Source organism: Allobosea rubneri, assembly GCF_032464875.1.
GTDB lineage: Bacteria > Pseudomonadota > Alphaproteobacteria > Rhizobiales > Beijerinckiaceae > Allobosea > Allobosea rubneri.
The window spans coordinates 12,217-37,666 of record NZ_JAWDID010000034.1; the positions used below are offsets into that span (position 1 = coordinate 12,217).

The window sequence follows — 25,450 nt, forward strand, 5'->3', positions numbered from 1 at the left end:
GTTGCGGCTCTATTCCGACTGCCTCAGCGCAGCCGCGGCGGCGATGCTGCCGACCACGATCGCAGAAAGCGTGATCGCGCCGAGGATCAGCAGCGGCGTGCCGGCCGGCAGCGGCCCGCCGCGTGCGGCGTCGACCGCCGAGACGCCGAAGATCAGCACCGGCACCGTCAGCGGCGCAACGATCACCGGCAGGATCAAGCCGCCGCGGCGCAGGCTCGCGGTCAGCGCCGCCGCCGAAGCGCCGATGAAGCTCAGCGCCGGCGTTCCAATAACGAGGCTCGCGACCAAGGGCAGGATCGCATCGGCCGGCAAGGCGACGAGCAGGCCGAGCAGCGGCGCCGCCAGCGCCAGCGGCAGCCCGGTCGTCAGCCAGTGCGCCAGCCCCTTGGCGAAGACGGCGAGCTCGAGCGGCAGTGGCGAAGCCCGCATCAGTTCGAGCGAGCCGTCCTCCTCATCGGCCTGGAACAGCCGGTCGAGCCCGATCAAGGTCGAGAGCAGCGCCCCCAGCCAGAGGATAGCCGGGCCGATACGCGACAAGAGATTGAGGTCCGGCCCGAGCGCGAAGGGGATCAGCACGACCACAGTCAGGAAGAAGACCAGCGCGAGTTCGCCGCCGCCGCCGGCGCGGGCAGCCAGAGCAAGGTCGCGCCTGAGCACGGCGAGGAAGGCGCGCCTCACGGCCCGATCCTGAGTTCGCGCGCGGCATCGATGCCGAGCGGGCCATGCGTCGCCGCCAGGATCGCCCCGCCGGCGGCCAGATGCTCCTGCATCAGCCCTATCAGCATCGCCTGCGCGTTGACGTCGAGCGCCGCCGCCGGCTCGTCCAGCAGCCAGATCGGCCGCGCCGCCACCAGCAGCCGCGCCAGAGCCACCCGCCGCCTCTGCCCCGCCGAGAGATAGCCGACCGGCAGCACGCCGACATGGGGCAGGCCGACCGCTTCCAGCGCCTGTTCCGGCGTCGCGGTGGCACCGCCGAGCAGATCCTGGGCAAAGCGAAGGTTCTCCGTCGCCGTCAGCGCGCTCTTCAGCCCGTCGCGATGGCCGACGAGATGGGCCGCCTCGGTGAGCGGCGTCTCGCCCAGCCCTTCGAGCCGGATCGTCCCGGCCTCCGGCCGCAAGCGCCCGCAGAGCATCGCGATCAGGCTCGACTTGCCGGCGCCGTTGCGTCCGGTCAGCGCCACCGCCTCGCCATTGCCGAGCCGGAAGCCGACGCCTTCGAAGATCATTCGCCCGCCGCGCCGGCAGGACAAATCCGTGACATCGACCCCGAAGGGCGGGAACCGCGCGGATGATTCGGAGAGATCGGACATCGCATCGCCAATAGGCCCGCATTTACGCGGCATAAACATCAAAAATGGTAAGGCCGCACCACCTACGCCCGCTCCCCACCACCGGCGAGCAGAGATGCTTCATTATCGTCAGCGGTCACTGGCTCGCAACAGGCGCCCGCAGTCCAGAACAACGAAATAGGGCATAGGTATTGATATGAAAAAAATGATCACCATCGCCGCGATCATTGCGTTGATAATCTATATACTGCCGGTTCTGGACCAGAAGGGGTATTTATCCAAACTGAGAGGAGCTGAAATAATCGGCGAGGATGAACTCGTACGAACGATTCCCAGCGCCAAGTTCGTTTTCGACATCAAAAGGATGAAGCCCTTCATCAAGAATCTGGACGCCTCCACAGAAGACAGCCTGAAGGCGACGATGATCGATCTTCGATTCCATCGCGACGGAAAGGTCACCTCCGACACGAACAAGGACCATCTCAGATTTTATAAAATAGTCGACAATGTCCTATCGATATATGACCCTGAACCGCCGCGGTCTATCGCCGAATCTTTCAAGAAGCGAGAGACGACGCCCGAGCGTGCAGCCCAATTATACAAGTACGATTCTGCGTATAATGTTTACATCGTCAAAGGTACAAACGACAGATTCACCATGGAAAACTCAAGACTATTCTGCAGAATAATCATATATCTCAACCCGATTATCGCTCAATTGAACGAATACTACGACTTCCAGAACCCAATCATCGCCTGCTCATTTCCTCTAGACATCCGGCGATAGCCTCGCCGGCTGATCGCTGGAATCTGGACGCCCACCCCGACTAGCGATCGCAAGCTGAGCATCGACAGTCAGAGAAATGCCGACCATCGGCGCAGGGGGCCTTCAACCGGAACACCGCATCCCGAAATGGGCGCTTTTCCTCGAACATGCCGGCCCTCGCGGAGCGCGCATCGACCCTGTAGCGGCCTTCTTGGAATTGATCTATAGAACCCGTGGCTACGCCGCACGCCGATCCGGCGCGGGGCTCGGGCACTCCCGGGGCGGCGCGCGCGTCATGCGCAATAGGCCTTCGACCGGCTGATTCCGCAAGGGTCTCCGGCTCGCGACCGCAACCCCTTGATCAGGATGTAAGCCGATATGGCCTCGCTCGATTCTTTCAAATGTCGCCGCACACTCACCGCCGGCGGCAAGACCTACACCTATTATTCGCTGCCGGACGCCGAGGCGAACGGCCTGCCCGGCATCTCGCGCCTGCCCTTCTCGATGAAGGTGCTGCTCGAGAACCTGCTGCGCTTCGAGGACGGCCGCTCCGTCACCAAGGCCGATATCGAGGCGTTCGTCGCCTGGGCCGATGACAAGGGCAAGGCCGGCAAGGAGATCGGCTTCCGGCCCGCGCGCGTGCTGATGCAGGACTTCACCGGCGTTCCCGCCGTCGTCGACCTCGCCGCGATGCGCGACGGCGTCGTGGCTCTCGGCGGCGACCCTGCCAAGATCAACCCGCTCGTCCCGGTCGACCTCGTCATCGACCATTCGGTGATCGTCGACGAGTTCGGCACCCCCAAGGCGCTCGCGCAGAACGTCGAGCTCGAATACGAGCGCAACGAGGAACGCTACAAGTTCCTGAAATGGGGCCAGGGCGCCTTCGACAATTTCCGCGTCGTCCCGCCCGGCACCGGCATCTGCCACCAGGTCAACCTCGAATACCTCGCCCAGACCGTCTGGACCCGCTCTGAGACGATCGACGGCGTCGAGGTCGAGGTCGCCTATCCCGACACCGTGGTCGGCACCGATTCGCACACCACAATGGTCAACGGCCTCGCCGTCCTCGGCTGGGGCGTCGGCGGCATCGAGGCGGAAGCCGCGATGCTCGGCCAGCCGCAGTCCATGCTGCTGCCCGAGGTGATCGGCTTCAAGCTGACCGGCTCGCTGCGCGAAGGCATCACCGCGACCGACCTCGTGCTCACCGTCACCCAGATGCTGCGCAAGAAGGGCGTCGTCGGCAAGTTCGTCGAGTTCTTCGGCCCCGGCCTCTACAATCTGACGCTGGCCGACCGCGCCACCATCGCCAATATGGGCCCGGAATACGGCGCGACCTGCGGCTTCTTCCCGGTCGACTCCGAGACCATCGACTATCTCACCACGACCGGCCGCAAGTCGGACCGGATCGCCCTGGTCGAGGCCTACAGCAAGGCGCAGGGCCTGTTCGCGACCCCTGAGACCGCCGACCCGATCTTCACCGACACGCTCGAGCTCGACCTCTCGACGGTGCAGCCCTCGATGGCCGGTCCGAAGCGCCCCGAGGGCCGCGTCGACCTCTCCGCCGTCAAGGCCGGCTTCGCCGCCGCAATGGAGACCGAGTACAAGAAGGCCGCCGAGATCGCCCGCCGCGTCCCGGTCGAGGGCCAGTCCTTCGATCTCGGCCATGGCGACGTCGTCATCGCCGCCATCACCTCCTGCACCAACACCTCCAACCCGTCGGTGCTGATGGCTGCCGGCCTGCTCGCCCGCAAGGCGGTCGAAAAGGGGCTTTCGGTGAAGCCCTGGGTCAAGACCTCGCTGGCGCCCGGCTCGCAGGTCGTCGCCGAGTACCTGGCCAAGTCCGGCCTGCAGACCGATCTCGACGCGCTCGGCTTCAACCTGGTCGGCTTCGGCTGCACCACCTGCATCGGCAATTCCGGCCCGCTGCCGGCGCCGATCTCCAAGGCGATCAACGAGCAGGGCCTGATCGCCGGCGCGGTGATCTCCGGCAACCGCAACTTCGAAGGCCGCGTCTCCCCCGACGTGCAGGCGAACTACCTCGCCTCGCCGCCGCTGGTCGTCGCCTATGCGCTCGCCGGCTCGGTGCAGATGGACCTGACCAAGGAGCCGCTCGGCACCGGCAAGGACGGTCAGCCGATCTATCTCAAGGACATCTGGCCCTCCAACAAGGAGATCCAGAGCTTCATCCAGCAGAACGTCACCCGCGCGATGTTCGAGGCCAAATATGCCGACGTCTTCAAGGGCGACGCGCATTGGCAGGCGGTTGATGCGCCCAGGAGCCAGACCTATGCCTGGGACGACAAGTCGACCTATGTGCAGAACCCGCCCTATTTCCAGGGCATGAGCCGCCAGCCGGCCGCCGTCACCGACATCCAGGGTGCCCGCATCCTCGGCCTGTTCGGCGACAAGATCACCACCGACCACATCTCCCCGGCCGGTTCGATCAAGGCCGCCTCGCCCGCGGGCAAGTACCTGATGGACAACGGCGTCGCCGTCGCCGACTTCAACCAGTACGGCACGCGGCGCGGCAACCATGAGGTGATGATGCGCGGCACCTTCGCCAATATCCGCATCCGCAACCACATGATGGGGCCGAACGGGCGCGAGGGCGGCTACACCATCCACTATCCCAGCAAGGAAGAGCTGCCGATCTACGACGCTGCGATGCGCTATGCGGCCGAGAAGGTGCCGCTGGTGATCTTCGCCGGCGTCGAATACGGCAACGGCTCCTCGCGTGACTGGGCTGCGAAGGGCACCAACCTGCTCGGCGTCAAGGCCGTGATCGCCCAGAGCTTCGAGCGCATCCACCGCTCGAACCTGGTCGGCATGGGCGTGGTGCCGTTCACCCTGGCCGAGGGCACGAGCTGGGCCTCGCTCGATCTCAAGGGCGACGAGACCGTGACCATCAAGGGCCTGGCGACCGTCAAGCCGCGCCAGATGCTCGAAGCCGAGATCACCTCGGCCGACGGCAAGGTCAAGAAGGTGCCGATCCTCTGCCGCATCGATACGCTGGACGAGCTCGACTACTTCAAGAACGCCGGCATCCTGCACTACGTGCTGCGCGGCATCGCCGCCTGAGCCGAAGCGCCGAGGCCGCAAGGTCTCGGCGAAGACTTCGCGGCAAAGACTTGGCGGCGTCTTGTCCGTCCCTCGGAACGCCCGGTTTGCAAGCCGGGCGTTCTGTTCTTGCAGCGCCTCAAGGTTGTCCAATTCTGCACCGAGGTGTAAGGGGGCGATCACAGCCATTCCTCGGCGGGGGGCTTGGGGCAGGCGCGGGACCTTTCCGCGCCCGGATGCCATCCGCCTTCATCATTGAAAACGACGGGAGCACCCGCATGTCCGCCACGTTCGAGACGGTCGCCGGCATCATTTCCGAGACCTGCGACATTCCGCGCGAGAAGATCACGCCCCAGAGCCACGCCATCGACGATCTCGGCATCGATTCGCTCGCCTTCCTCGACATCGCCTTCGCGATCGACAAGGCTTTCGGCATCAAGCTGCCGCTCGAGCAGTGGACCCAGGAAGTCAACGAGGGCAAGGCGCCCGCCGAGCAGTATTTCGTGCTCGAAAACCTCTGCAAGCGCATCGACGATCTCGTCGCCGCCAAGGCGGCCTGAGCGCCACCACCTGGACAATTCAGTCCGATAGTCACCCTGCCGGAGCGGCCGATCCGCCCGGCGGCCTTGAGCGCGGCCGGCGCAACCGATAGAGCAGGACGCTGAAGCGCTGCGGCGAGGGGCTGGTCTCCGCGTCACGGCGCCTGGAGCGGAATGCGAAAAGGCGGCAACCGGTTTTTCGCATGCCGCTCCAGCTCTATTCATGAGAGACGGTTCCGGTCTCGGGCGAACGCCATGCGCTTCGCCCGACGGCGTCCGGCTCTAACCGGTTGGAAATGCATGCGCCTCGAATATTTCGACATGATCGATCAGGTCGCGAGCTTCGTTCCGGCGGAGAAGCGCATCGTCACCCGCTCGACCGTGCCTGCTGCGAGCCCGGTTTTCGAAGGCCATTTTCCCGGCCACCCGCTGGTTCCCGGCGTGCTCCTGACCGAGACCATGGCCCAGGCCTCCGGCTATCTGCTGCTGGCGCTCAACCGCCTCTCGCAGATGCCCTTCCTGATGATGGTCGACAAGGCGCGCTTCCGCACCTTCGTCGAGCCGCAGGCGGTGCTCGACGTCAGCGCCGAGCTCGTCCATGAGGGCTCCGGCTACGCTGCGACCAAGGCGAAGATCACGATCGACGGCAAGCCGATCTGCGATGCCGAGCTGCGCTTCCGCCTGATGCCCTTCCCCGCCGACATGCGCGCTTTGATGGAGGCGCGCATCGCCGCCATCGGCCTGAACCCGGAAGCGGCCTGACCATGGTACATGACGTCCTCATCACCGGCATCGGTCTCGCCTCCAGCCTCGGCGAAGGCATCGAGCCGCATGCGCAGGCGCTCGCCGCGGGCACGGCCCCGATCGTCGACGAAGCCAGCTTCGCGCCCTATCCGGTGCACCCGCTGAAGCCGCTCGAGCTCGACCGGCAGATCCCCAAGAAATCCGATCAGCGCCAGATGGAGCCGTGGCAGCGCCTCGGCGTCTACACCGCCGGCCTCGCCCTCGACTCCGCCGGGCTGAAGGACGATGCGCAGATCAAGAGCGAATTGCAGGTCATTGTCGCCGCCGGCGGCGGCGAGCGCGACCACGCCGTCGACAGCGCGATCCTCACCGGCCTGCGCGGCGCCAATCAGCCCGGCCCCTTCCTGAACGAGCGCCTGATGGGCGATCTCAGGCCGACGCTGTTCCTCGCCCAGCTCTCCAATCTGCTCGCCGGAAACATCGCTATCGTCCACGGCGTCACCGGCGCCTCCCGCACCTTCATGGGCGAGGAGCAGGCCGGCGTCGATGCGATCCGCACCGCCCATGCCCGCATCGCCTCCGGCCAGGCGCAGGTGATGCTCGTCGGCGGCGCCTACAACGCCGAGCGCCGCGACATGCTGCTGCTCTTCGAGCTGGGTGGCTTCCTGCGCACCGGCGGCTTCGCTCCCGTATTCGCCCGTGAGGATGCGCCCGGCATGATCACCGGCAGCGCCGCCGCCTTCCTGGTGCTGGAATCGGCGGAGCACGCCAAGGCGCGCGGTGCCCATGCCCATGCACGGCTGAGCCATGTCGGCGCGCATCGCAGCCGGCGCCAACCCGGCTCGGTCGCCAAAGGGCTCGATCAGTTGCTCGGCGGCTTCGGAGCTGTCGCGCCCGGCGCTCTCGCGGTGTCGGCCGCGACCGGCTGCGCCGAGATCACCGCCGAGGAGGCCGCCGCCATCGCCGCCGCCGCACCCAAGGCGAAGCGTGTTGCGTCCGGCGATCTCGTCGGCCACGCGGTCGAGGCCGCTTTCCCGGTTTCGGTGGCGCTCGCCGCCGCCGCCCTGTCCACCGGCGCCGCAGCCGAAGCCATCGTCACCGGCGCCGCCCATTGGCGCGGCGAAGGTGCCGCCCGGCTGGTCAAGGCGTGAGGGAGGTTCGACATGACCGCTAGCCATCGCGACAGCCAGGGCCGTCCCATCGTCGCCGTCACCGGCCTCGGCCTCGTCACCTCGCTCGGCCAGGGCAAGGACGCCAACTGGGAAGCGCTGACCGCCGGCCGCTCCGGCATCCACCGCATCGAGCGTTTCCCGACCGAGGGACTGCGCACCACCATTGCGGCCACGGTCGATTTCGTCTTCGACCGGCCCTTCGCGGCTCCGGAGCTCTCCGAGAAGCTGGCGACGCTGGCCGCCGAGGAAGCAGTCGGCCAGAGCGGGCTCGGTCAGCAAGGCGATTTTCCCGGCGAACTCTTCATGGCGGTGCCGCCGGTCGAAATGGAATGGCCGCAGAAGCAGGAGATCGCCCAGACGATCGAGGGCGACGCCGATTACGACGCGCTGCTGCGCGCTGCCGCGACCCACAAATACAAGGCGATGCACGAGCTCTTCCTGTTCGGCGGCGTCGCCGAGCACATCGCCGAGAAGTTCGGCACCAGGGGCTCGCCGATCTCGCTCTCGACTGCCTGCTCCTCGGGCGCGACCGCGATCCAGATGGGCGTCGAGGCGATCCGCCGCGGCGAGACCCAGGCTGCCCTGTGCATCGGCACCGACGGCTCGGTTCATGCCGAGGCGCTGATCCGCTTCTCGCTGCTCTCGGCTCTCTCGACCCAGAACGACCCGCCGGAAGCAGCCGCCAAGCCATTCTCGAAGAACCGCGACGGCTTCGTCATGGGCGAGGGCGCCGGCGCGCTGGTGCTCGAGGATTACGACCACGCTCTGGCCCGCGGCGCGACCATTCTCGGGATCGTCGCCGGATGCGGCGAGCGCGGCGACGGCTTCCACCGCACCCGTTCGAGCCCGGACGGCAAGCCCGCGATCCTCGCCATGCAGGACGCACTCGCCGATGCCGGGCTGACGCCGGAGGATGTCGACTACATCAACGCGCACGGCACCTCGACGCCGGAGAACGACAAGATGGAGGCGATGAGCTGCTCGGCCGTGTTCGGCGAGCGCATGGCCAGCCTGCCGATCTCCTCGAACAAGTCGATGCTCGGACATACGCTGACCGCCGCCGGCGCCGTCGAGGCGGTGATCTCGCTCCTGACCATCGCCAATGGCCGGATCCCGCCGACCATCAACTACCAGCAGCCGGACGCCGCGATCGCGCTCGACGTCGTGCCGAACCAGGCCCGCGACACCAAGGTGCGCACCGTGCTGTCGAATTCGTTCGGCTTCGGCGGCCAGAACACCTGCCTCGTCCTGACCGCGGAGCCCAAGGCATCATGACGCGGATCCTGGTCACCGGCGGCGCCAAAGGTGTCGGCGCCGCGATCGTGCGTGCGCTGGCGAGCGCCGGCCACGATGTCGATTTCACCTATCGCTCCTCGGGCGAACAGGCGCAGGCGCTTGCCGCAGAGATCGCGCAGGCACAGTCCGGCCGCACGATCCGTGCCCTGCCTCTCGATCTCTCGGACAAGCCGGCGCTGGATGCCTTCTGCGAGAAGGCCGAGGACGAAGGGTATTTCGGCTTCGCCCACAATGCCGGCCAGCCCTATGATTCGCTTGCCGCGATGATGGTGCAGGACAAGGCCGAGGCGGCGATGCAGGTCAATTTCTGGGCCTTCACCCGTCTCGCCAAGAGCCTGGTGCGCGGCATGGTCCGGGCCAGGGCCGGGCGCATCGTCGCGATCGGCTCGGTCGCGGCGTTGCGCGGCAACCCCGGCAATGCCGCCTACGCCGCCTCCAAGGGCGCGCTGATCTCCTATGCCAACACGCTCGCGGTCGAGACCGGCAAGCGCGGCGTCACCGTCAACGTGATCGCGCCAGGCTTCGTCGACACCGACATGATGGCGCCCTATGCCGCCTATCGCGAGAAGATGGAAAGCCAGATCCCGGCCGGCCGTTTTGCCAAGCCGGAAGAGGTCGCCGGTCTCGCCGCCTTCCTGATGAGCCCGCCTGCCGCCTACATCACCGGCACGGTCCTGCCGATCGACGGCGGGCTGACGGCGCAGATGGGCGTGCATCGCTAGCCCGCCGGCGCTTCACGTGAAACAAATCGCCGGCGCCGCCTGCGGGCGCGCGCCGGCTCTGAAAGGCTCTCATCCCATGCGTTCCCTCCAGCTCCATGGCGACCGCGACCTTCGTCTCGAAGAGATCGAGCCGCCGCCGCCGCCCGCTCCGGGCGAGGTCCAGATCCGGGTTCGCGCCGTCGGCCTGAACTATCTCGATCTCTGGGGCTTTCGCGGCATGGCCTTCGCCAAGCGCAAGATGCCGCAGGCTGCGGGCGTCGAGGCCGCCGGCGAGGTCGTCGCGGTCGGAGAGGGCGTCTCGCGCTTCCGCGAGGGCGACACGGTGACCATGTACGGCGCCGAGACCTGCGGCCATTGCAAGGCCTGTCGCGAGGGCCGCGACAATCTCTGCGAGAACGTCGCCGGGATCATGGGCTTCCATATCGATGGCTTCGCCCGCGAGATCATCAACCGGCCCGAGCGCCTCGTCATCAAGGCGCCGAAGGGCGTCAGTTTCGAGGAGGCGGCCTGCGCGCCGATCGGCTTCGGCACTGTCCAGCACATGCTGTTCGACAATGCCAGGCTCGAGCCCGGCGAGTCGATCCTCGTCCATGCCGGCGGCTCCGGCATCGGCACGGCCGCGATCATGATGGCCAAGGCGATCGGCTGCACCGTCTACACCACGGTCGGCGACGACGAGAAGGGCGCCAAGGCCAAGGCGCTCGGCGCCGACTTCGTCGTCAACTACAAGACCGAGCGTTTCGAGGGCGAGGTCCGCCAGCTCACCAAGCGCAAGGGCGTCGACGTCGTCTTCGAGCATGTCGGGGCCGACACCTGGAACGGCTCGCTGCTCTGCCTAAAGCGCGGCGGCAGGCTCGTCACCTGCGGCGCCACCTCCGGCCCCTCGACCACGATGAATCTGATGCAGCTCTTCCAGCAGCAGTACCGGATCTTCGGCTCCTTCGGCTGCCGGATGGAGAACATCAGCCAGTCGCTCGACAAGATGGCAGCCGGCATGAAGCCGGTGATCGACTCGGTCTACCCGCTTGCGGAGTTCGAGAAGGGCCTCGCCCGGATCGAAGGCCGCAAGGTCTTCGGCAAGGTCATCGTCACGCTCTGAGCCCGGCCCATGCGCCGGCGAGACTTGACGCGCCGGCCATGATCCCGCAAGTCGCGCCCCGGTGCCTTGCCAACGCCGCCGGCAGCGGCTTTCGCGGCGGCAGGGTGCCGGATTTGGAAATCGATCACGTTTGCGCATTCGGCCGCTGTCGGCCGCATGCGCCGTGATCCGGCGGCGGGTCCGGCCCGCGCCTATGGGGCCGGGCTCGTAGATTGAAGCGGTTGAAGCAGTTCGCGACGCGCCTCGGCGCAGGCTTGATGATCGGGCTGGTGCGGGGCCTGTTCGCGTTCCTGCGCGCGCTCGGGCCGGAACGGGCCTCGAATCTCGGCGGCTGGCTCCTGCGCAGCGTGAGCCCGCTGATACCGGTCAACCGCGTCGCCTATGCCAATGTCCGCGCCGCCTTCCCGGGTATCGAGGATGCGGAGGCCAGACGCCTCGTCCGCGGCGGCTGGGAGAACCTCGGCCGCACCGTCGCCGAATACGCCCATCTCAAGACGCTGTTCGACTATGACTACCACAATCCCGATCCGAACGGCCGGGTCGAGGTTGTCGGCATCGAGCACTTCATCGCGCTGAAGGACGACGACAAGCCGGGGCTGATCTTCTCCGCCCATCTCGGCAATTGGGAACTGCCGGCGATCTGCGCCGCGACCTATGATCTCGACACCACCGCGGTCTTCCGCGCCCCGAACGATCCGGCGATCGCCGCCGTCGTCCACGAGATCCGCTCGGGCGCGATGGGCGGGCTCGCCGCCGCCAAGCAGGGCGCGGCCTTCGCCATGCAGGGCGTGCTCGAGAATGGCGGCCATCTCGGCATGCTGATCGACCAGCATTTCACCCGCGGCGTCGTGGTCCCCTTCCTCGGGCGGCCGGCGCTGACCAATCCGATCCTCGGCAAGTTCGCCCGTCGCTTCGAATGCCCCGTGCATGGTGTGCGCGTCATCCGTTTGCCGAACCACCGCTTCCGGATCGAATTGACGCCGCCACTCGACCTGCCGCGCGACGCCAATGGCGAGATCGACGTCACCGGCGCCATGGCGATGATGACCGCCGTGGTCGATGGCTGGGTCCGCGAGCATCCCGAGCAATGGCTCTGGATGCACCGGCGCTGGCGCCCGAACATGATCGGCGCCGACGCCTTGCGGCAATTTGGGGAAAGAGCGCCGATCGCCCCGGTTTTCAAGGCAAAGTGATTTCCAAGTGACCGGGCACTGGCGCTTTTGGTAGCGGCCTGCTTGTATCTGGTCCTGAGCTGAAACCGATGCCTGTCCGCAACCGCCTCTTCGCCACGCTCGCCGCCCTGCTTCTGGGCGGACCTATGGCGCTTGCCCAGCAGGCGCCGATGCAGCCGAAAGCGGTGGTCGAGCTCTTCACCAGCCAGGGCTGCTCCTCCTGCCCGGCCGCCGATGCGCTCTTCGTCGAACTCGCCAAGGATCCCGGGCTGATCACCCTCTCCTTTCCGGTGACCTATTGGGACTATCTCGGCTGGAAGGACACCCTCGGCCAGCCGGCCTTCACCAAACGGCAGAAGCTCTATGCCAAGGCCCGTGGCGACGGACAGGTCTACACGCCGCAGGCCGTGGTCAACGGCACCAGCCACATCGTCGGCTCGGATCGGAAGGGCATCGAGAAGCTCGTCCAGGAACAGGGTACGACCGGCTTTCCGGTCAAGGTGTCGCTCAAGGAAGCCGGTGGCGAACTGCAGATCGCGCTAACCCCGAACGAGGCGAGCGCGAGCGAGAAGCCGGCCGGGGTCTGGGTCGTCGCCTTCAGCCGCGCGACGGCGGTGCCGATCGAGCGCGGCGAGAACTCCGGAAAGACCGTCACCTATGCCAATGTCGTGCGTGGCGTGACCCGGGTCGGCGACTGGTCGGGCTCAGCCGTCACCCTGACCGCGCCTCTTTCGGTGACCCAGCAGCCCAACGCCGACGCCTACGTCGTGCTGGTACAGACCGACCAGCACCAGCGTGGCGGCCCGATTCTCGCCGGTACGATTCTGGGCGCCGCGCGCTGAGCGAACGCCCGATGCCTCGCGCCGGATCGGGCGCGTAGCGATCTAGAGGATCACCACCTTGTTCGGGAGTTCGTCGACATCGTCCGCCGCTGGCGGCGCATGGGCGGCGAGGACCTGGCCCACCGAGGCGACCGCAGCCTCCAGCCCCTCGCGCAGCCGGCCCTCGCGAGCAGCGGCGAGCAGCGGCTCGATGATCCCCTTCCAGGTGGCATCGTCGACCTTGCCGTCGATCCCTGCGTCGGCGACGATCTCGGCATAGCGCTCCTGCACGGCGACATAGAGCAGCACGCCGGTCCGCCCGCGCGTCAATGTCAAACCGCGTGCCGTGAACTCGCGCAGCGCCGTCTCATGCGCATGGCGCCGCTTGACGAAGCCGGGCACGAAGCGTCCGCCGCGGCCATACCAGAGCAGCACGGCGAGCAGCAGCGCCGCCGCAATCAGCTGCAGCAGGAAGATCCGCGGCGCGCTCGTCATCGTCAGCGCGAGCAGGGGCCAGGGCACGAACAAGGCGACGGCAAGCGCCAGAACCACCGGCACGGCGAGATAGCTGCCGGCAGCCCGGTCGACCACCACCACGATCTCGCCGGAGGTGCGTCGCTCAGCCTCGCGCACCGCCTCGGCGATGGCATCGCGATCCTCGGAATTCAGCATCTCACCAGTCTCCAGACGCCCCGCCGCCGCCGGACGAGCCGCCGCCGCCCGAAAATCCGCCCGAACTGCCCGAGCTCCAGCCCCCGGAGGAAGAGCCCCCGCTCCAGCCGGAGCCGCCCGAGGGCGGCAGCGTCACCCAGCGCCCGTCGCGCATACGATGCCGGCGCGCCCCGCCGCTCGCCCGGCCGAGCTCACGCATGAAGCTGACGATCAGGATGAACACCATGATCATGACGAAGATCACGGCGAGGTCCTCGGCCCAGGAGGATTCGTCCTCCCTGACCTGGGCCCGGCGCTGCCATTCCTCGGCATCGCCGGTCAGGATCGACAGGATCGCGTCGACCCCGCCCTCGATCCCGCCGGCGAAATCGCCGTTCTTGAACTTCGGCGCCACCGCGGTGGTGATGATGACCTTGGAGAGCGCGTCCGTCAGAGCCCCCTCGAGCCCGTAGCCGACCTCGATGCGGACCTTGCGCTCGTTCGGTGCGACCAGCAGCAGCGCGCCATTGTTCTTGGCCTTGTCGCCGAGCCCCCAGGCGCGGAACAGCCCGTTGGCGTAATCCTCGATGCTCAGCCCCTGCAAGGACGGCACGGTCGCGACGACGACTTGGTCGGTCGTCTTGTCCTCATGCGCCTTGAGCTTCCCGGCGATGCGGGCGCTGGCCTCGGCATCGAGCAGCTTCGCGCCATCGACGATTCGCCCGCTCAGCGCCGGGTAGCTCGGCTCGGCTGCGGCGGCGAAAAACGGGAAGAGGAGGAAGATCAGCAGGGCGAGCCATGCCGCACTGACAGGGCGAGCCGGCTTCTTTCCTTCTCCCCGCTGGGAGAAGGTGGCGCGGAGCGCCGGATGCGGGCCTGCCGTTTCCGCAGAAGGCACAACCACGCCGCTGCTCCTCTTCCGGAAAGGGCGAGCCCTCACCCCTGGCCCTCTCCCGCTTGGGAGAAGGGTTCCCTGCGCTTGCCCACGATCGGCAGAGTCCATTGAAGGACTTAAGTCAGAACTTCACCGCCGGCGGCCGCTCGGCGCCCGTCGTCGCCGCGAAGCTCTCCATCGGCTTGGCGCCCCAGAACAGGCGCGCCCAGATCACGCCCGGAAAGGTCCTGATCTCGGTGTTGAAGGCCTGCACCGCCTGGATGTAGTCGCGGCGGGCGACCGTCACCCGGTTCTCGGTGCCTTCCAGCTGCGACTGCAGGGCGAGGAAATTCTGATTCGACTTGAGATCGGGATAGCGCTCGACCGTGACCATCAGGCGCCCGAGCGCCCCGGAGAGCTGGTTCTGCGCATCCTGATATTCCTTGAACTTGGCGGGGTCGGTGATGGTCGAAGCATCGACCTTGACCTGCGTCGCCTTGGCGCGGGCCTCGATCACCTGCGTCAGCACCTCGCGCTCCTGCTGGGCATAGCCCTTCACGGTCTCGACCAGATTCGGGATCAGGTCGGCGCGGCGCTGGTACTGGTTCTGCACCTCGCCCCAGGCCGCCTTCGCCTTCTCCTCCAACGTCGGCACGTTGTTGTAGCCGCAGCCGGCGAGCGCGAGGCCGAGCAGACCGACCAGCAGCAGGGCGAAGGAGCGGCGCAAGGCCGGCGATGGGGCGAGGAGAACCATGGGGCGAAACCTTGGCTGGAGCGGAAGAATCCGACAGCCGACCATAGCCGCGCCGCGAGGCAGATCAAAGACACGCCGAGCATGGCGCGACCGGGGCGATTGGGACTAGTCTTAGCCGGCGCAAGGCGAGAGGAATGCACCATGCCGCGTACCCTGTCCCTCCTGGCCGGATTTTCGCTGCCCGTGGCCGGGCTCTGGCTCGCGCTGGGCGCTCCCGTCGCCGCGCAGCAGGGCCTCGCCCCGCCGCCGGAGGCCGCGACCGGCCGCACCGCACGGACGCTGGGCACCGCGCAGCGCTACATGGCGGCAGCCGCCAACCCGCTCGCCGCCTCTGCCGGACGCGAGATCCTGCGGGCCGGAGGCAGCGCCACAGACGCAGCGATCGCGATCCAGCTGGTACTCAATCTGGTCGAGCCGCAGAGTTCCGGTATCGGCGGCGGCGCCTTCTTCGTGCACTGGGATGAAGCGGGCAAGCGCCTGACCACGCTGGACGGGCGCGAGACCGCGCCGAAGGCGGCAAGGCCGGATCGCTTTATCGACCCTGACGGCAAGCCGATGAAGTTCGTCGACGCCGTGGTCGGCGGGCGCTCGGTCGGCGTGCCCGGCACGGTCAAGCTGCTCGAGGAGGCGCATGAGCGCTGGGGCAAGCTGCCCTGGTCCGAGCTGTTCGCGCCCGCGATCAAGCTGGCCGAGAACGGCTTTGCGATCTCGCCCCGGCTCCACGGCCTGCTGGCTCTGGAGAAGAACCTGATCAAGGACACGCGCGCCGCCGCCTATTTCTACGAGGCGGATGGCAAGCCCAAGGCGGTCGGAACCGTGCTGAAGAACCCGGCCTTCGCCGCGACCCTGCGCGCCATCGCCGGGCGCGGCGCCGACGCGTTCTATGAAGGCGAGATCGCGCAGGACATCGTCGCCGCCGTCACCGGCCATAAGGAGAATCCCGGCGACATCACGCTCGAAGACCTTGCGGGCTACACGGTCGAGGAACGCGCGCCGGTCTGCGGGCGCTACCGCGTCTACACGCTGTGCGGCATGGGCCCGCCGAGCTCCGGCGCCGTCGCCGTCCTGCAGATTCTCGGCATCGTCGAGAAGGCGGACATGGCGCGGCTCGGCCCGGGCCCGGAAGCCGCGCACTGGTTCGCCGAGGCCGGCCGTCTCGCCTTCGCCGACCGGGCGCTCTACCTCGCCGACCCTGCCTTTCTCAGCGTCCCCACCACCGGGCTGATCGACGAGGGCTATCTGCGCGGCCGCGCCGAGTTGGTGAATCCCGGCAAGTCGATGGGCAAGGCGGTCGCCGGCGATCCGCCGAACAAGCGCGCCCAACTGCTCGCCCCCTCGGACGGGATTGAGAACGGCACCAGCCATATCTCGGTGGTCGACGCGGCGGGCAACGCCGTCTCGATGACCACGACGATCGAGGACGGTTTCGGCTCGCGCCTGATGACCAAGGGCGGCTTCCTGCTCAACAACGAGCTGACCGATTTCAGCTTTGCGCCGATCGAGGACGGCAAGCCCGTCGCCAACCGCGTCGAGCCCGGCAAGCGGCCGCGCTCCTCGATGGCGCCGACCATCGTCTTCGACGCTTTCGGTCGGCTCTATGCCGTCACCGGCTCGCCCGGGGGCAGCCAGATCATCGGCTATGTCGCCAAGACGCTGGTCGCCCTGCTCGACTGGAAGATGGATCCGCAGCAAGCCGTCGATTTCGGCAATTTCGGCAGCCGCAACGGCCCGACCGAACTGGAACGAGGCACCGAGGCCGAAGCCTGGAAGGCGGCACTGGAAGCCAAGGGCCATGAGGTCCGCCTGCTCGACATGACCTCGGGCATCCAGGCCATCGTCAAGACGCCGGCTGGCTATCTCGGCGGTGCCGATGGAAGGCGCGAGGGCGTGGCGATCGGGGATTGAACCCCGACCGCCCTGTTTCCCGGCTTTACCGTGCCGCCGTGACCGCCGCGACCAGACCGGTCGCCATGCTCAGCAGCAGGTAGTTGTTGTCGACCTTGACCCAGGTCTGCCCGCGGCCCGGCGTGCGCAGGCCATGGCGGTGATAGTCCCGCACCTGGCTGTGCCGGCGCCAGTCGTTCATGCGCTGGCCCTTCGCCCAGCGATGATGGCGGACCTCCTTCTGGCGGACATGGCCGCGAGCGGGAACATGGATGACCTTCTTCTCGACATAGTAGGAATTGGAGCTGGACCCATGATAACGCGGCTGAGCAACAGCTGCAGAAGAAGCAATGACGATAAAGCTCGAAGCAAGAATAATGGAACGCTTGAACATGGCTAAACTCCGTTGTTCGATAGGTATAATTTAGCCGTCGGGTATGAACCGAATCTGAACCGTTCCATTAATGTTCTGTAATGCTCAGGACAGCTGGAGTTATTCTATCCTGACTGGAAAGCTGCGCTCCGCAGCACGGTCCGATCGTCTTCGCCGTCGTTCCGGCTGGTGCGGCGCGGAGCACCGGAATCCATCGCAAGGCGCGTCCGGAATGGCGAGGCGGGGGAATCAGCTTTGGTTTGGCTGCTGCCAGCTCTGCAGCGATCGCAAAGCGCTTCGCAGAGTTTGCGGACGCGCTTCGCGTCCTTTCGGGGTCAGGCTGGATCCGCCCGTTCCCCGCCGGCCCCGCGCCCGGCGATCACCCAGTAGACGAAACCGGTCGCCGCTCCGACTAGGAACAGCGCGGAGATGATCTGCAGTTCCGCAACGGTCGGCACGCGAGACAGCCCGAGCATGGCGAGCGGCAGCAGCGCCGCGAGCACGCCGGTCAGCCCGCTCTGTATCAACCCGCTGCGCAGGCGGAAAAGCTCGGAGCCGATGGCGACGAGCAGGACCGGCGCGACCAGGATCGCAAAGCCGAGCCGGCCGAGCAGCGAGAACGCCGCATCCGCTGCCGGGCCTGGATCGAAGCCTTGCGCCGCCATGTCGAACAGGGCCGCCATCAGCCGCTCGAAGCCGCCGCCGATCAGCAGGCCGAGATCAGGCGAGATCACGCTGGCGATCAGCAGCGCGAACATCCCGGCGCCGATCGCGAAAAGCAGCGCGAACGGGATCAGCAGCAGCCAGCGCAGCATGGTCAGCCCGCGAGCGCCGCCGGCTGCTCGGCCTCGCCCTGTTCCAGCATCAGCCGGGCGCGGGCCGAGAGCTTCTCGGTCTCGCTCTTGAGCTGGCCGCAGGCCGCGAGGATGTCGCGCCCGCGCGGTGTGCGTACCGGCGAGGCATAGCCGGCGCGGAAGACGATCTCGGAGAAGCGCTCGATGCGCTCCCAGTCCGAGCACTCGTATTTGGTGCCGGGCCAGGGATTGAACGGGATCAGGTTGATCTTGGCCGGGATGCCCTTGAGCAGGCGCACCAGCTCGCGCGCATCGGCGTCGCTGTCGTTGACGCCCTTCAGCATCACATACTCGAAGGTGATGCGCTTGGCGTTCGACAGGCCGGGATAGTTGCGGCAGGCCTCGAGCAGGTCCTTGATCGGGTACTTCTTGTTGAGCGGCACGAGCTCGTTGCGCAGCTCGTCGCGCACCGCATGCAGCGAGATCGCCAGCATCGTGCCCATATCGTCGCCGAGCGGGCCGATCTGCGGCACCACGCCGGAGGTCGAGACGGTGATGCGGCGACGGCCGAGCGAAAGCCCCTCATTGTCGGCGATCACGTCGATCGCCTCGCGCACGCCGTCGAAATTGTAGAGCGGCTCGCCCATGCCCATGAAAACGATGTTCGAGACGAAGCGCCCGCCATCATTCGGCACGAAGGCGCCGTCCGGGGCGCTGCGGTTCGGAAAGTCGCCGAGCCGCTCGCGCGCCACCATCAGCTGGGCAACAATCTCCTCGGTGGTGAGGTTGCGCACCAGGCGCTGCGTGCCGGTATGGCAGAAGGTGCAGGTCAGCGTGCAGCCGACCTGGCTGGAGACGCAGAGCGTGCCGCGGTCGACCTCGGGGATGTAGACGCACTCGATCTCGGCGCCACGGTCACGTGGGCCCGTGGGCGCCATGCGCAGCAGCCATTTGCGGGTGCCGTCGCTGGAGACCTGCTCGGCGGTCACCTCCGGCAGGTCGAGCGTAAAGCGCTCGGCGAGCGCGCTGCGCAGGCCCTTGCCGATCGTCGTCATCGCCGCGAAATCGCGGACGCCGTAATGATAGATCCAGTTCCAGAGCTGGCCGACGCGCATGCGCCGCTCCTTCTCGGGAACGCCGATCTCGGCCAGCGCCTCGGCCATGCCGGCGCGCGTGCGGCCGACCAGCGAAGGGCGCCGCAAAACGGGTTCGACCGCCGGAGCGGTAGACTCAAGAGCGGTAACAGTCATCGGAACTCGGTTCGAAACGGGCCACCAGGCCCTGAATTTCCGCGGCTCATAGCATGAAAACGCGGCATCGTGAAATCACGAGCGAGCGGCAAGGCATGCATGGACGTCCGACCCGCGAAAACGGACGCGATCGACAGCAAACGAAAAGGCCACTCCGACCCGGCCAACCCGGCGAAAGCCGGGCTCTCCGAAGCGAGCGGGCGCTATTTGCAGGCGTCCTCGGCCCGCTTGACGATCTGGGAGATGCCGGCCAGCGAATATTTGTCGCTGGTCGGGTTGCCGCGCTTCGAGGTGCCCTTGATCTCGAGCGCCGAACCCTTGCGCAGCGCGTCGAGCATGCGGCCTTCCTCAGCCGGGTTCTTCAGCCAGACATTCTGGCCCTTGGCGACGAGGACGAAGCGCTCGCTGCCGATGATCGCCTGATGCTCGACATCTTCCTTGAGGTCGAAATTCATCACCAGGCTGATCTCGTTGCGCACGCCCTCGGTCGGCCGGTTCGAGATGAACAGCAGCCCCTCGACATCCTTGAGGTTGGCGGGCGAGCGGCTCTCGGCCTTGGAGAGCGCGTAGCAGATCTTCGAGCGGCCCTGCTGCGAGGAGAAGGCCTGCCACTTGCCGGCGGTCTCGAGCAGGAGAGCCTGCCCCTGGCCGCTGGAGGCGCGCTGCGCCATGGCCGAGCCCGGCGCGAGCAGTGCCAGCGCCGTAAGGCCGAAGAGGACGGCCGCCGTCAACGGGCGGCGGGCGGAGGAGGGAGCCGGCTTGCGAATCATGGATCGCCACTAATCATCAAAAATCTTAACGCCAAATGGAGGCTATGCGAGATCGGCGATCCGGCCAGCGCGCCACGGCGCATAGAATGTCATGATCCTGGCAAAAATGCGAATAATCCGCCGTGCTTTCCCGGCGGTTTCCCCCGCAGCCGCATCGTGCCAGCTTGTCGCGGATCGAAGCTGCGAGCCCAGCGAAGCTGCTGAAGGAACCGACTGCCGATGAAGGCGCTGCTCTGCGAGGCCCATGGCCCGGCCGAAACCCTGGTCGTCCGCGACCTGCCCCAACCGAAGCCCGGGCCGGGCGAGATCGCGATCAAGGTCACCGCCGCGGCGCTCAACTTCTTCGACACGCTGGTCATCCAGGGCCGCTACCAGGTCAAGCCGGCGCTGCCCTTCTCGCCCTCGGCCGAATGCGCCGGCATCGTCAGCGCGCTCGGTGAGGGCGTGACCGGCTGGCGCGTCGGCGAGCGGGTCGCCGCCTGGCTCGGCCATGGCGCGGCGCGCGAGATCGTCGTGGTTCCGAGCGAGGCGGCGATTCGGATTCCCGACAGGCTCAGCGATCAGCAGGCCGCCGGACTCTTCGTCACCTATGGCACCGCCATGCACGGGCTGATCCAGCGCGGCGAACTGAAGGCGGACGAGACGCTCGCCGTGCTCGGCGCCGCCGGCGGGGCTGGGCTTGCCGCCGTCGAAATCGGCGCCCTGCTCGGCGCGCGCGTCATCGCTTGCGCCTCCTCGCCGGAAAAACTCGCTCTGGCCCGCGAGCATGGCGCGCAGGAAGGGCTAGACTATGCCGCGGACGATCTGCGGCTCGGACTGCGCCGCCTCGCCCCCGATGGGCTCGCCGTGCTCTACGACACGGTCGGCGGCGATCTCGCCGAGCCGGCCTTGCGCTCGATGGGCTGGGGCGGGCGCTATCTCGTCGTCGGCTTCGCCGGCGGCGCCATCCCCAGGCCGCCGCTCAACCTGTTGCTGCTCAAGGGCTGCGATCTGCGCGGCGTGTTCTGGGGTGATTTCGTCCGCCGCGAGCCCCAGGCCCACCGCTCCAATATGGAACGCCTGCTCGGCTGGGCGGCCGAGGGCAGGATCCGCGCCCATGTCCACGCCGCCTTCCCGCTGGAGCGCGCCGCCGAGGCCTTCGCGCTGATCGCCGAGCGCAAGGCTCAGGGCAAGATCGTGCTGACGCCCTGAGACGCAAGGCCCGTTCCGATCAGCTTGCACAGCAAGCTGATCGGCAAAAACGACCTCTATCCTAAAGTGAGAGACGGATTCACCGATCAGATCGATCCAATCCGATCAGATCCGGCTCTAGAGCTCGGCGAGAATCTTCTTCGCCCTTGCGCGGTGCTCGACGGTGATCGAGCCCGCCACCGCCGCGATCGCCGCCGCCAACACGGCCGCATCATCGGTGAAGCCGAGGAAGGGCATGATGTCGGGCAGAGCATCGATCGGCAGCACGAAATAGCCGAGCGCGCCGAGCAGAGTGTAGCGCACGCGCCGCGGCGTCGCCGGGTCGCGGGCGCAAAGCCAGGCGGCGAGCCCGTCCTCGGCGAAGGGGATGCGCTTGGCGACGCGCCGGAGCAGGGCAATGAGCTCCGAGCCGAAGCGTTCCTCGTCGCGCAGGCTCCGGCGGATCGCCGCCATCTCCTCGGCGGTGAAACGCTGGCTGAAGCTGAAACCCTCGCTCATCTTTCTCCTCCATGGCGCGCCAATGATGCGCGCTTTCGACGCCAAGATGTGGCCCCGCCCGCAAGCGTGCACAAGGGAGGCCGCTAGAATCGCTCTTGGAGGCGGAGCATCGCGCCTCTAAACCCCTTGCAGCAATGTCAAAAGCTTGAGGAACGCGCCATGCAGCTCGATTCGTCCCTTGCCGCCATCGTCACCGGCGGCGCTTCCGGTCTCGGCGAAGGCACGGCGCGCATGCTCGCCAGCCATGGCGTCAAGGTCGCGCTGTTCGATCTCAACGCCGAGCGTGGTGAAGCGATCGCCAAGGAGATCGGCGGGCTGTTCGTGGCCTGCGACGTCACCGACGAGGCCTCGGTCGACGCTGCCCTGCAAAAATCCCGCGCCGCCCATGGCGTCGCCCGCATCGTCGTCAACTGCGCCGGCGTCGCGCCCGGCCGCCGCGTCGTCTCGAAGAAGCGCGAGACCGGCGAGCTCGTCGCCCATGACCTCGCCACCTTCGAGAAGGCGGTCGCGATCAACCTGACCGGCACCTTCCGCCTGATCGCCAAATCGGCGGTGGCCCTGGCGGCGCTCGATCCGGTCACGCCGGATGGCGGCCGCGGCGTCTTCGTCTGCACCGCCTCGGTCGCCGCCGAGGACGGGCAGATCGGCCAGGCCGCCTATGCCGCCTCGAAGGCCGGCGTCGTCGGCCTGACCCTGCCGGTCGCCCGCGACCTCGCCGGGGTCGGCATCCGCATCGTCACGATCATGCCCGGCCTGTTCGAGACGCCGATGTTCGCGGGCCTGCCCGACGATGCCCGCGCTTCGCTCGCCGTCTCGGTGCCGCACCCCTCGCGCCTCGGCCGGCCGGCCGAATACGCCGCGCTGGTCAAGAGCATCGTGGAGAACGACATGCTGAACGGCACCGCGATCCGCCTCGACGGCGCGATCCGCCTCGCGCCGAAATAGGGCCGCTTCCCCGCTTCTCATTCCGGGGCGCCGCGCTTTGCGAGGCCCCGGAATGACAGTGCAGAAGCTTTACTCCGCCGCGCCCTCGCGCTTGATCTCGTGCTTCAGGATCAGCGGCGTCTGGGCCAGCGCAAAGATCATGGTCAGCGGCATCACGCCCCAGACCTTGAAAGCGACCCAGAAATCCTGGCTCTGGGTCCGCCAGACCAGCTCGTTCAGCGCCGCCAGCACGAAGAAGAACAGCCCCCAGCGCAGCGTCAGCTTGCGCCAACCCTCCGCGTCGAGCTGCAGCACACTGTCGAGCACCAGCGCCAGCAGGGACCGGCCGAACCAGAGCCCGCCCAGCAGCACGCAGCCGAACAGCGTGTTCACGATGGTCGGCTTGACCTTGATGAAGAAGGCGTCGTCGAGCGCGATGGTCAGGCCGCCGAACACAGTGACCACCACCGCGTTGACGATCGCCATGCGCGGCAGATGGTTCATCAGGATCTTCGACAGCGCCAGCGCCAAAAGCGAGGCGGCGATAAAGATGCCGGTGGCGACGAAGATCCGCCGGTCCGAGGCGACGCCGAACAGCCGGTCGCCATAGGAATTGGCGAAGAAGAAGATCGCGAGCGGGCCGAATTCGAGCGCCAGCTTCAGGAGCGGGTTGATCGGCTTCGCCTTGCCCGCCTCCGTCGCGCCCGCTGCCGTTTCGCTCATGCCATCTCTCCCAATCCCGCCACGGCGCGCGCGAAATCGCGCGCCTGGAACGGCTCCAGATCGTCGACGCTCTCGCCGACTCCGATGAAATGCACCGGCAGCCCGAACTGAGCTGCCAGCGCGACGAGAATGCCGCCGCGGGCGGTGCCGTCGAGCTTGGTCATCACCAGCCCGGTGACGCCCGCCGTCTCGCGGAAGGCCTCGACCTGGCTGACCGCATTCTGGCCGACCGTCGCGTCGAGCACGAGCAAGGCCGCATGCGGCGCCTGTGCGTCGAGCTTCTGGATCACCCGCACCACCTTGGCGAGCTCGGCCATCAGCCCGGTCTTGTTCTGCAGCCGGCCGGCGGTGTCGATCAGCAGCACGTCGGTTCCTGCGGCCTTCGCCTTCTGCAGCGCCTCGAAGGCGAGCCCGGCGGCATCGGCGCCCTGGTTGCCGGCGACCACTTCGGTACCCGTCCGGGTGCCCCAGACCTTGAGCTGCTCGATCGCCGCAGCGCGGAACGTATCGCCAGCCGCCAGCATCACCGACTTGCCCTCGGCCCGGAACTTGGCCGCAAGCTTGCCGATTGTCGTCGTCTTGCCCGAGCCGTTGACGCCGACCATCAGGATGACGAACGGCTTTTTCGTGGCGTCGATCACCAGCGGCCTGGCGACGGGGGTGAGGATCGCCTCGACCTCGCGCGCCAGGATCGCCTTCACCTCGTCCGGCTCGATCTGCTTGTCGTAGCGCCCCTCGCCGACCGCCTTGGCGACGCGCGCGGCGGTGGCGAGGCCGAGATCGGCCTGAATCAGGATGTCTTCGAGGTCCTCGAGCGTTGCCGCGTCGAGCTTGCGCTTGGTGAAGAGGTCGGCGATGCCGGTGGTCAGCGCCGAGGAGGTCCGCGACAATCCGTCCGCCAGCCGCCGCCACCAGCTGCGCTTCGGCTGCACCGGCTCGGCTGCGACGATCGGCAGCGGCGCATCCTCGCCGAGCAACACCTCCGGGGCGAGCAGCACCTCGGGTTCTGGCTGGGGCTCCGGCTCGGCCGGAAGCTCAGGCGCGATCTCGGCCGGGCTTTCCGGTTCGGGCGTTACCACAGCTTCGACGGACGGCTCCGGGACCGGCGCGGTCTCGACGACCGGAGCCGCCGGCTCCTGCGGCTTAGGCTTCTCGTCCAGCCCGAACAGCTTCGAAAAGAAGCCGCGCTTTTTCGGTTCGGTCTCGCTCATCGCTCGTCCTGATGCCGCTCGCGGCGACACTTCCGGTTGCATGGCCCTGCGGCCTTCGTTAGCGCAATGCCATGAGCCAGCCCGATCAACCAGCCCTTTCGCCAACCGTCGCGCAAGCGGAGCAGTTCGCCGAGCCGCCCGTTCCGCTGCTCTACCGCGACGCGATGATGCTCGTCATCGATAAGCCGGCCGGCCTGCCGGTGCATCGCGGCCCGCAGGCGAAGGGCCGTGTCATCCCGGTGCTGACCGATCATCTCGACGCGCTGCGCTTCGGCCTACCTCGCCGCCCGGAGGCCGCGCACCGGCTCGACAAGGACACCTCCGGCTGTCTCGTCCTCGGCCGCCATCCGCGCGCCATGGCGCAGCTCAACCAGATGTTCCGCGATGGCCGGGTCGGCAAGACCTATTGGGCCGTGGTCGAAGGCGAACCGGCCGAGGAGGAGGGGTTGATCGACTTCGCCCTTGCAAAGCTCTCGCCCGATCGCGGCTGGTGGATGAAGACCGACCCGGCCGGCCTGCCCTCGCAGACCTGCTATCGCGTGCTCGGCCGCGGCCGCCTCGACGGGGCGCCCCTCGCCTGGCTGGCGCTGGAGCCGCTGACCGGCCGCACCCACCAATTGCGGGTTCATTGCGCCGCCAGCGGCTGGCCGATCCGCGGCGACGAGATTTACGGCACCGCGCCGCGCAGCGGCGGCCCCGGCCTTCATCTGCACGCCCACGAGCTGATCCTGCCGCTCTATCCGAAGCGCGAGCCGATCCGGGTCGCAGCGCCAGCACCGCCGCATCTGCATGCAGCGCTGGCTGCCTGCGGCTGGGCCCCCGGCGAAACCTTTCCTAAACCCTAACGTCGGTCCGGCCTTGCCCCATGGTCCGGTC

The 25,450-nt window shown here is 67.4% G+C and carries 26 protein-coding genes; 14 read left to right on the forward strand and 12 right to left on the reverse strand.

Annotation, left to right across the window (positions count from 1 at the left end; genetic code table 11):
* Nucleotides 1-9: 9 nt before the first annotated feature.
* The gene (gene ccmB, locus RKE40_RS19695; protein WP_316019920.1) at nucleotides 10-678 is read right to left on the reverse strand and encodes a heme exporter protein CcmB; all 669 of its coding nucleotides are present in this window, start codon (nucleotides 676-678) and stop codon (nucleotides 10-12) included.
* Nucleotides 675-1,310, reverse strand: a complete 636-nt coding sequence (ccmA, locus tag RKE40_RS19700) for a heme ABC exporter ATP-binding protein CcmA (protein ID WP_316019921.1) — start codon at nucleotides 1,308-1,310, stop codon at nucleotides 675-677. The genes ccmB and ccmA overlap by 4 nt, the downstream gene beginning before the upstream one ends.
* Nucleotides 1,311-1,494: 184 nt before the next feature.
* Between ccmA and RKE40_RS19705 the strand changes: the two genes are divergently transcribed.
* The 10 genes from RKE40_RS19705 to RKE40_RS19750 all read left to right on the forward strand — a co-directional run bounded on the left by RKE40_RS19705 (nucleotide 1,495) and on the right by RKE40_RS19750 (nucleotide 12,698).
* A complete protein-coding gene (locus RKE40_RS19705; protein WP_316019922.1) occupies nucleotides 1,495-2,076 on the forward strand; it encodes a hypothetical protein in 582 nt (193 codons plus the stop codon).
* Between the two features lie 357 nt (nucleotides 2,077-2,433).
* A complete protein-coding gene (gene acnA / locus RKE40_RS19710) occupies nucleotides 2,434-5,133 on the forward strand; it encodes an aconitate hydratase AcnA (protein ID WP_316019923.1) in 2,700 nt (899 codons plus the stop codon).
* A gap of 257 nt (nucleotides 5,134-5,390) precedes the next feature.
* Nucleotides 5,391-5,672, forward strand: coding sequence for an acyl carrier protein (locus RKE40_RS19715; RefSeq protein ID WP_066473700.1), 282 nt, complete (start codon nucleotides 5,391-5,393; stop codon nucleotides 5,670-5,672).
* A gap of 279 nt (nucleotides 5,673-5,951) precedes the next feature.
* Nucleotides 5,952-6,413 carry a 3-hydroxyacyl-ACP dehydratase FabZ family protein gene (locus RKE40_RS19720; protein ID WP_066473698.1) on the forward strand — a complete coding sequence of 154 codons (462 nt, stop codon included), beginning with the start codon at nucleotides 5,952-5,954 and terminating at the stop codon, nucleotides 6,411-6,413.
* A 2-nt stretch (nucleotides 6,414-6,415) separates the two neighbouring features.
* On the forward strand, nucleotides 6,416-7,546 hold the full coding sequence (locus RKE40_RS19725) for a beta-ketoacyl-ACP synthase (protein WP_316019924.1): 1,131 nt from the start codon (nucleotides 6,416-6,418) through the stop codon (nucleotides 7,544-7,546).
* A 12-nt stretch (nucleotides 7,547-7,558) separates the two neighbouring features.
* Nucleotides 7,559-8,842, forward strand: a complete 1,284-nt coding sequence (locus tag RKE40_RS19730) for a beta-ketoacyl-ACP synthase (RefSeq protein WP_316019925.1) — start codon at nucleotides 7,559-7,561, stop codon at nucleotides 8,840-8,842.
* Nucleotides 8,839-9,585, forward strand: a complete 747-nt coding sequence (locus RKE40_RS19735) for an SDR family NAD(P)-dependent oxidoreductase (RefSeq protein ID WP_316019926.1) — start codon at nucleotides 8,839-8,841, stop codon at nucleotides 9,583-9,585. Before RKE40_RS19730 ends, RKE40_RS19735 begins: the two co-directional genes overlap by 4 nt.
* Before the next feature lie 76 nt (nucleotides 9,586-9,661).
* Entirely contained in the window at nucleotides 9,662-10,684 is a 1,023-nt protein-coding gene (locus tag RKE40_RS19740; protein ID WP_316019927.1) for a zinc-binding dehydrogenase, read from the forward strand.
* A gap of 212 nt (nucleotides 10,685-10,896) precedes the next feature.
* A complete protein-coding gene (locus RKE40_RS19745; protein ID WP_316019928.1) occupies nucleotides 10,897-11,877 on the forward strand; it encodes a lipid A biosynthesis lauroyl acyltransferase in 981 nt (326 codons plus the stop codon).
* Nucleotides 11,878-11,945: 68 nt separating this feature from the next.
* Complete coding sequence (locus tag RKE40_RS19750; RefSeq protein ID WP_316019929.1) at nucleotides 11,946-12,698, forward strand: DUF1223 domain-containing protein; 753 nt, start codon at nucleotides 11,946-11,948, stop codon at nucleotides 12,696-12,698.
* Between the two features lie 42 nt (nucleotides 12,699-12,740).
* Here RKE40_RS19750 and RKE40_RS19755 read toward each other — a convergent pair whose 3' ends face one another.
* The 3 genes from RKE40_RS19755 to RKE40_RS19765 all read right to left on the reverse strand — a co-directional run bounded on the left by RKE40_RS19755 (nucleotide 12,741) and on the right by RKE40_RS19765 (nucleotide 14,956).
* Nucleotides 12,741-13,349, reverse strand: a complete 609-nt coding sequence (locus RKE40_RS19755) for a TPM domain-containing protein (protein ID WP_316019930.1) — start codon at nucleotides 13,347-13,349, stop codon at nucleotides 12,741-12,743.
* 1 nt (nucleotide 13,350) lies between these two features.
* Complete coding sequence (locus RKE40_RS19760; RefSeq protein WP_316019957.1) at nucleotides 13,351-14,118, reverse strand: TPM domain-containing protein; 768 nt, start codon at nucleotides 14,116-14,118, stop codon at nucleotides 13,351-13,353.
* A 226-nt stretch (nucleotides 14,119-14,344) separates the two neighbouring features.
* Entirely contained in the window at nucleotides 14,345-14,956 is a 612-nt protein-coding gene (locus tag RKE40_RS19765; protein WP_316019931.1) for a LemA family protein, read from the reverse strand.
* A gap of 141 nt (nucleotides 14,957-15,097) precedes the next feature.
* Between RKE40_RS19765 and ggt the strand changes: the two genes are divergently transcribed.
* Nucleotides 15,098-16,861, forward strand: coding sequence for a gamma-glutamyltransferase (ggt, locus tag RKE40_RS19770; RefSeq protein ID WP_316019932.1), 1,764 nt, complete (start codon nucleotides 15,098-15,100; stop codon nucleotides 16,859-16,861).
* Between the two features lie 25 nt (nucleotides 16,862-16,886).
* Here the strand turns inward: ggt and RKE40_RS19775 are convergent, their stop codons facing one another.
* From RKE40_RS19775 to RKE40_RS19790, 4 genes are all read right to left on the reverse strand, one after another.
* The gene (locus RKE40_RS19775) at nucleotides 16,887-17,234 is read right to left on the reverse strand and encodes an RcnB family protein (RefSeq protein ID WP_316019933.1); all 348 of its coding nucleotides are present in this window, start codon (nucleotides 17,232-17,234) and stop codon (nucleotides 16,887-16,889) included.
* Between the two features lie 314 nt (nucleotides 17,235-17,548).
* Nucleotides 17,549-18,028 (reverse strand): hypothetical protein, encoded by a 480-nt coding sequence (locus tag RKE40_RS19780; RefSeq protein WP_316019934.1) that lies wholly within the window; start codon nucleotides 18,026-18,028, stop codon nucleotides 17,549-17,551.
* Nucleotides 18,029-18,030: 2 nt separating this feature from the next.
* Nucleotides 18,031-19,257 (reverse strand): dual-specificity RNA methyltransferase RlmN, encoded by a 1,227-nt coding sequence (rlmN, locus tag RKE40_RS19785; RefSeq protein ID WP_316019935.1) that lies wholly within the window; start codon nucleotides 19,255-19,257, stop codon nucleotides 18,031-18,033.
* Between the two features lie 203 nt (nucleotides 19,258-19,460).
* Entirely contained in the window at nucleotides 19,461-20,027 is a 567-nt protein-coding gene (locus RKE40_RS19790; RefSeq protein ID WP_316019936.1) for a hypothetical protein, read from the reverse strand.
* 219 nt (nucleotides 20,028-20,246) lie between these two features.
* On the opposite strand from RKE40_RS19790, the gene RKE40_RS19795 reads away from it, so the two are divergent.
* Nucleotides 20,247-21,218 carry an NADPH:quinone oxidoreductase family protein gene (locus tag RKE40_RS19795; protein ID WP_316019937.1) on the forward strand — a complete coding sequence of 324 codons (972 nt, stop codon included), beginning with the start codon at nucleotides 20,247-20,249 and terminating at the stop codon, nucleotides 21,216-21,218.
* Between the two features lie 117 nt (nucleotides 21,219-21,335).
* On the opposite strand, the gene RKE40_RS19800 is transcribed toward RKE40_RS19795, so the two are convergent.
* Complete coding sequence (locus tag RKE40_RS19800; protein WP_316019938.1) at nucleotides 21,336-21,716, reverse strand: YkvA family protein; 381 nt, start codon at nucleotides 21,714-21,716, stop codon at nucleotides 21,336-21,338.
* A gap of 159 nt (nucleotides 21,717-21,875) precedes the next feature.
* Here RKE40_RS19800 and RKE40_RS19805 point away from each other — a divergent pair, with 159 nt between their 5' ends.
* Nucleotides 21,876-22,661, forward strand: coding sequence for an SDR family NAD(P)-dependent oxidoreductase (locus RKE40_RS19805; protein WP_316019939.1), 786 nt, complete (start codon nucleotides 21,876-21,878; stop codon nucleotides 22,659-22,661).
* A gap of 69 nt (nucleotides 22,662-22,730) precedes the next feature.
* Here RKE40_RS19805 and RKE40_RS19810 read toward each other — a convergent pair whose 3' ends face one another.
* Nucleotides 22,731-23,363, reverse strand: coding sequence for a septation protein A (locus tag RKE40_RS19810; protein WP_316019940.1), 633 nt, complete (start codon nucleotides 23,361-23,363; stop codon nucleotides 22,731-22,733).
* Nucleotides 23,360-24,574, reverse strand: coding sequence for a signal recognition particle-docking protein FtsY (gene ftsY, locus RKE40_RS19815; protein WP_316019941.1), 1,215 nt, complete (start codon nucleotides 24,572-24,574; stop codon nucleotides 23,360-23,362). Before ftsY ends, RKE40_RS19810 begins: the two co-directional genes overlap by 4 nt.
* Before the next feature lie 164 nt (nucleotides 24,575-24,738).
* Between ftsY and RKE40_RS19820 the strand changes: the two genes are divergently transcribed.
* The gene (locus RKE40_RS19820) at nucleotides 24,739-25,419 is read left to right on the forward strand and encodes an RluA family pseudouridine synthase (RefSeq protein WP_316019958.1); all 681 of its coding nucleotides are present in this window, start codon (nucleotides 24,739-24,741) and stop codon (nucleotides 25,417-25,419) included.
* Nucleotides 25,420-25,450 lie beyond the last annotated feature (31 nt).

Coding starts and splice junctions, on each gene's coding strand:
- RKE40_RS19820 (WP_316019958.1), top strand. CDS start 24,739: ATGATGCTCGTCATCGATAAGCCGGCCGGCCTGCCGGTGCATCGCGGC.
- ftsY (WP_316019941.1), bottom strand. CDS start 24,574: ATGAGCGAGACCGAACCGAAAAAGCGCGGCTTCTTTTCGAAGCTGTTC.
- RKE40_RS19725 (WP_316019924.1), top strand. CDS start 6,416: ATGGTACATGACGTCCTCATCACCGGCATCGGTCTCGCCTCCAGCCTC.
- RKE40_RS19805 (WP_316019939.1), top strand. CDS start 21,876: ATGCAGCTCGATTCGTCCCTTGCCGCCATCGTCACCGGCGGCGCTTCC.
- acnA (WP_316019923.1), top strand. CDS start 2,434: ATGGCCTCGCTCGATTCTTTCAAATGTCGCCGCACACTCACCGCCGGC.
- RKE40_RS19795 (WP_316019937.1), top strand. CDS start 20,247: ATGAAGGCGCTGCTCTGCGAGGCCCATGGCCCGGCCGAAACCCTGGTC.
- RKE40_RS19775 (WP_316019933.1), bottom strand. CDS start 17,234: ATGTTCAAGCGTTCCATTATTCTTGCTTCGAGCTTTATCGTCATTGCT.
- RKE40_RS19730 (WP_316019925.1), top strand. CDS start 7,559: ATGACCGCTAGCCATCGCGACAGCCAGGGCCGTCCCATCGTCGCCGTC.
- RKE40_RS19740 (WP_316019927.1), top strand. CDS start 9,662: ATGCGTTCCCTCCAGCTCCATGGCGACCGCGACCTTCGTCTCGAAGAG.
- RKE40_RS19720 (WP_066473698.1), top strand. CDS start 5,952: ATGCGCCTCGAATATTTCGACATGATCGATCAGGTCGCGAGCTTCGTT.
- RKE40_RS19765 (WP_316019931.1), bottom strand. CDS start 14,956: ATGGTTCTCCTCGCCCCATCGCCGGCCTTGCGCCGCTCCTTCGCCCTG.
- RKE40_RS19715 (WP_066473700.1), top strand. CDS start 5,391: ATGTCCGCCACGTTCGAGACGGTCGCCGGCATCATTTCCGAGACCTGC.
- ccmA (WP_316019921.1), bottom strand. CDS start 1,310: ATGTCCGATCTCTCCGAATCATCCGCGCGGTTCCCGCCCTTCGGGGTC.
- RKE40_RS19735 (WP_316019926.1), top strand. CDS start 8,839: ATGACGCGGATCCTGGTCACCGGCGGCGCCAAAGGTGTCGGCGCCGCG.
- RKE40_RS19790 (WP_316019936.1), bottom strand. CDS start 20,027: ATGATTCGCAAGCCGGCTCCCTCCTCCGCCCGCCGCCCGTTGACGGCG.
- ggt (WP_316019932.1), top strand. CDS start 15,098: ATGCCGCGTACCCTGTCCCTCCTGGCCGGATTTTCGCTGCCCGTGGCC.
- RKE40_RS19780 (WP_316019934.1), bottom strand. CDS start 18,028: ATGCTGCGCTGGCTGCTGCTGATCCCGTTCGCGCTGCTTTTCGCGATC.
- RKE40_RS19750 (WP_316019929.1), top strand. CDS start 11,946: ATGCCTGTCCGCAACCGCCTCTTCGCCACGCTCGCCGCCCTGCTTCTG.
- rlmN (WP_316019935.1), bottom strand. CDS start 19,257: ATGACTGTTACCGCTCTTGAGTCTACCGCTCCGGCGGTCGAACCCGTT.
- RKE40_RS19755 (WP_316019930.1), bottom strand. CDS start 13,349: ATGCTGAATTCCGAGGATCGCGATGCCATCGCCGAGGCGGTGCGCGAG.
- RKE40_RS19800 (WP_316019938.1), bottom strand. CDS start 21,716: ATGAGCGAGGGTTTCAGCTTCAGCCAGCGTTTCACCGCCGAGGAGATG.
- RKE40_RS19705 (WP_316019922.1), top strand. CDS start 1,495: ATGATCACCATCGCCGCGATCATTGCGTTGATAATCTATATACTGCCG.
- RKE40_RS19810 (WP_316019940.1), bottom strand. CDS start 23,363: ATGAGCGAAACGGCAGCGGGCGCGACGGAGGCGGGCAAGGCGAAGCCG.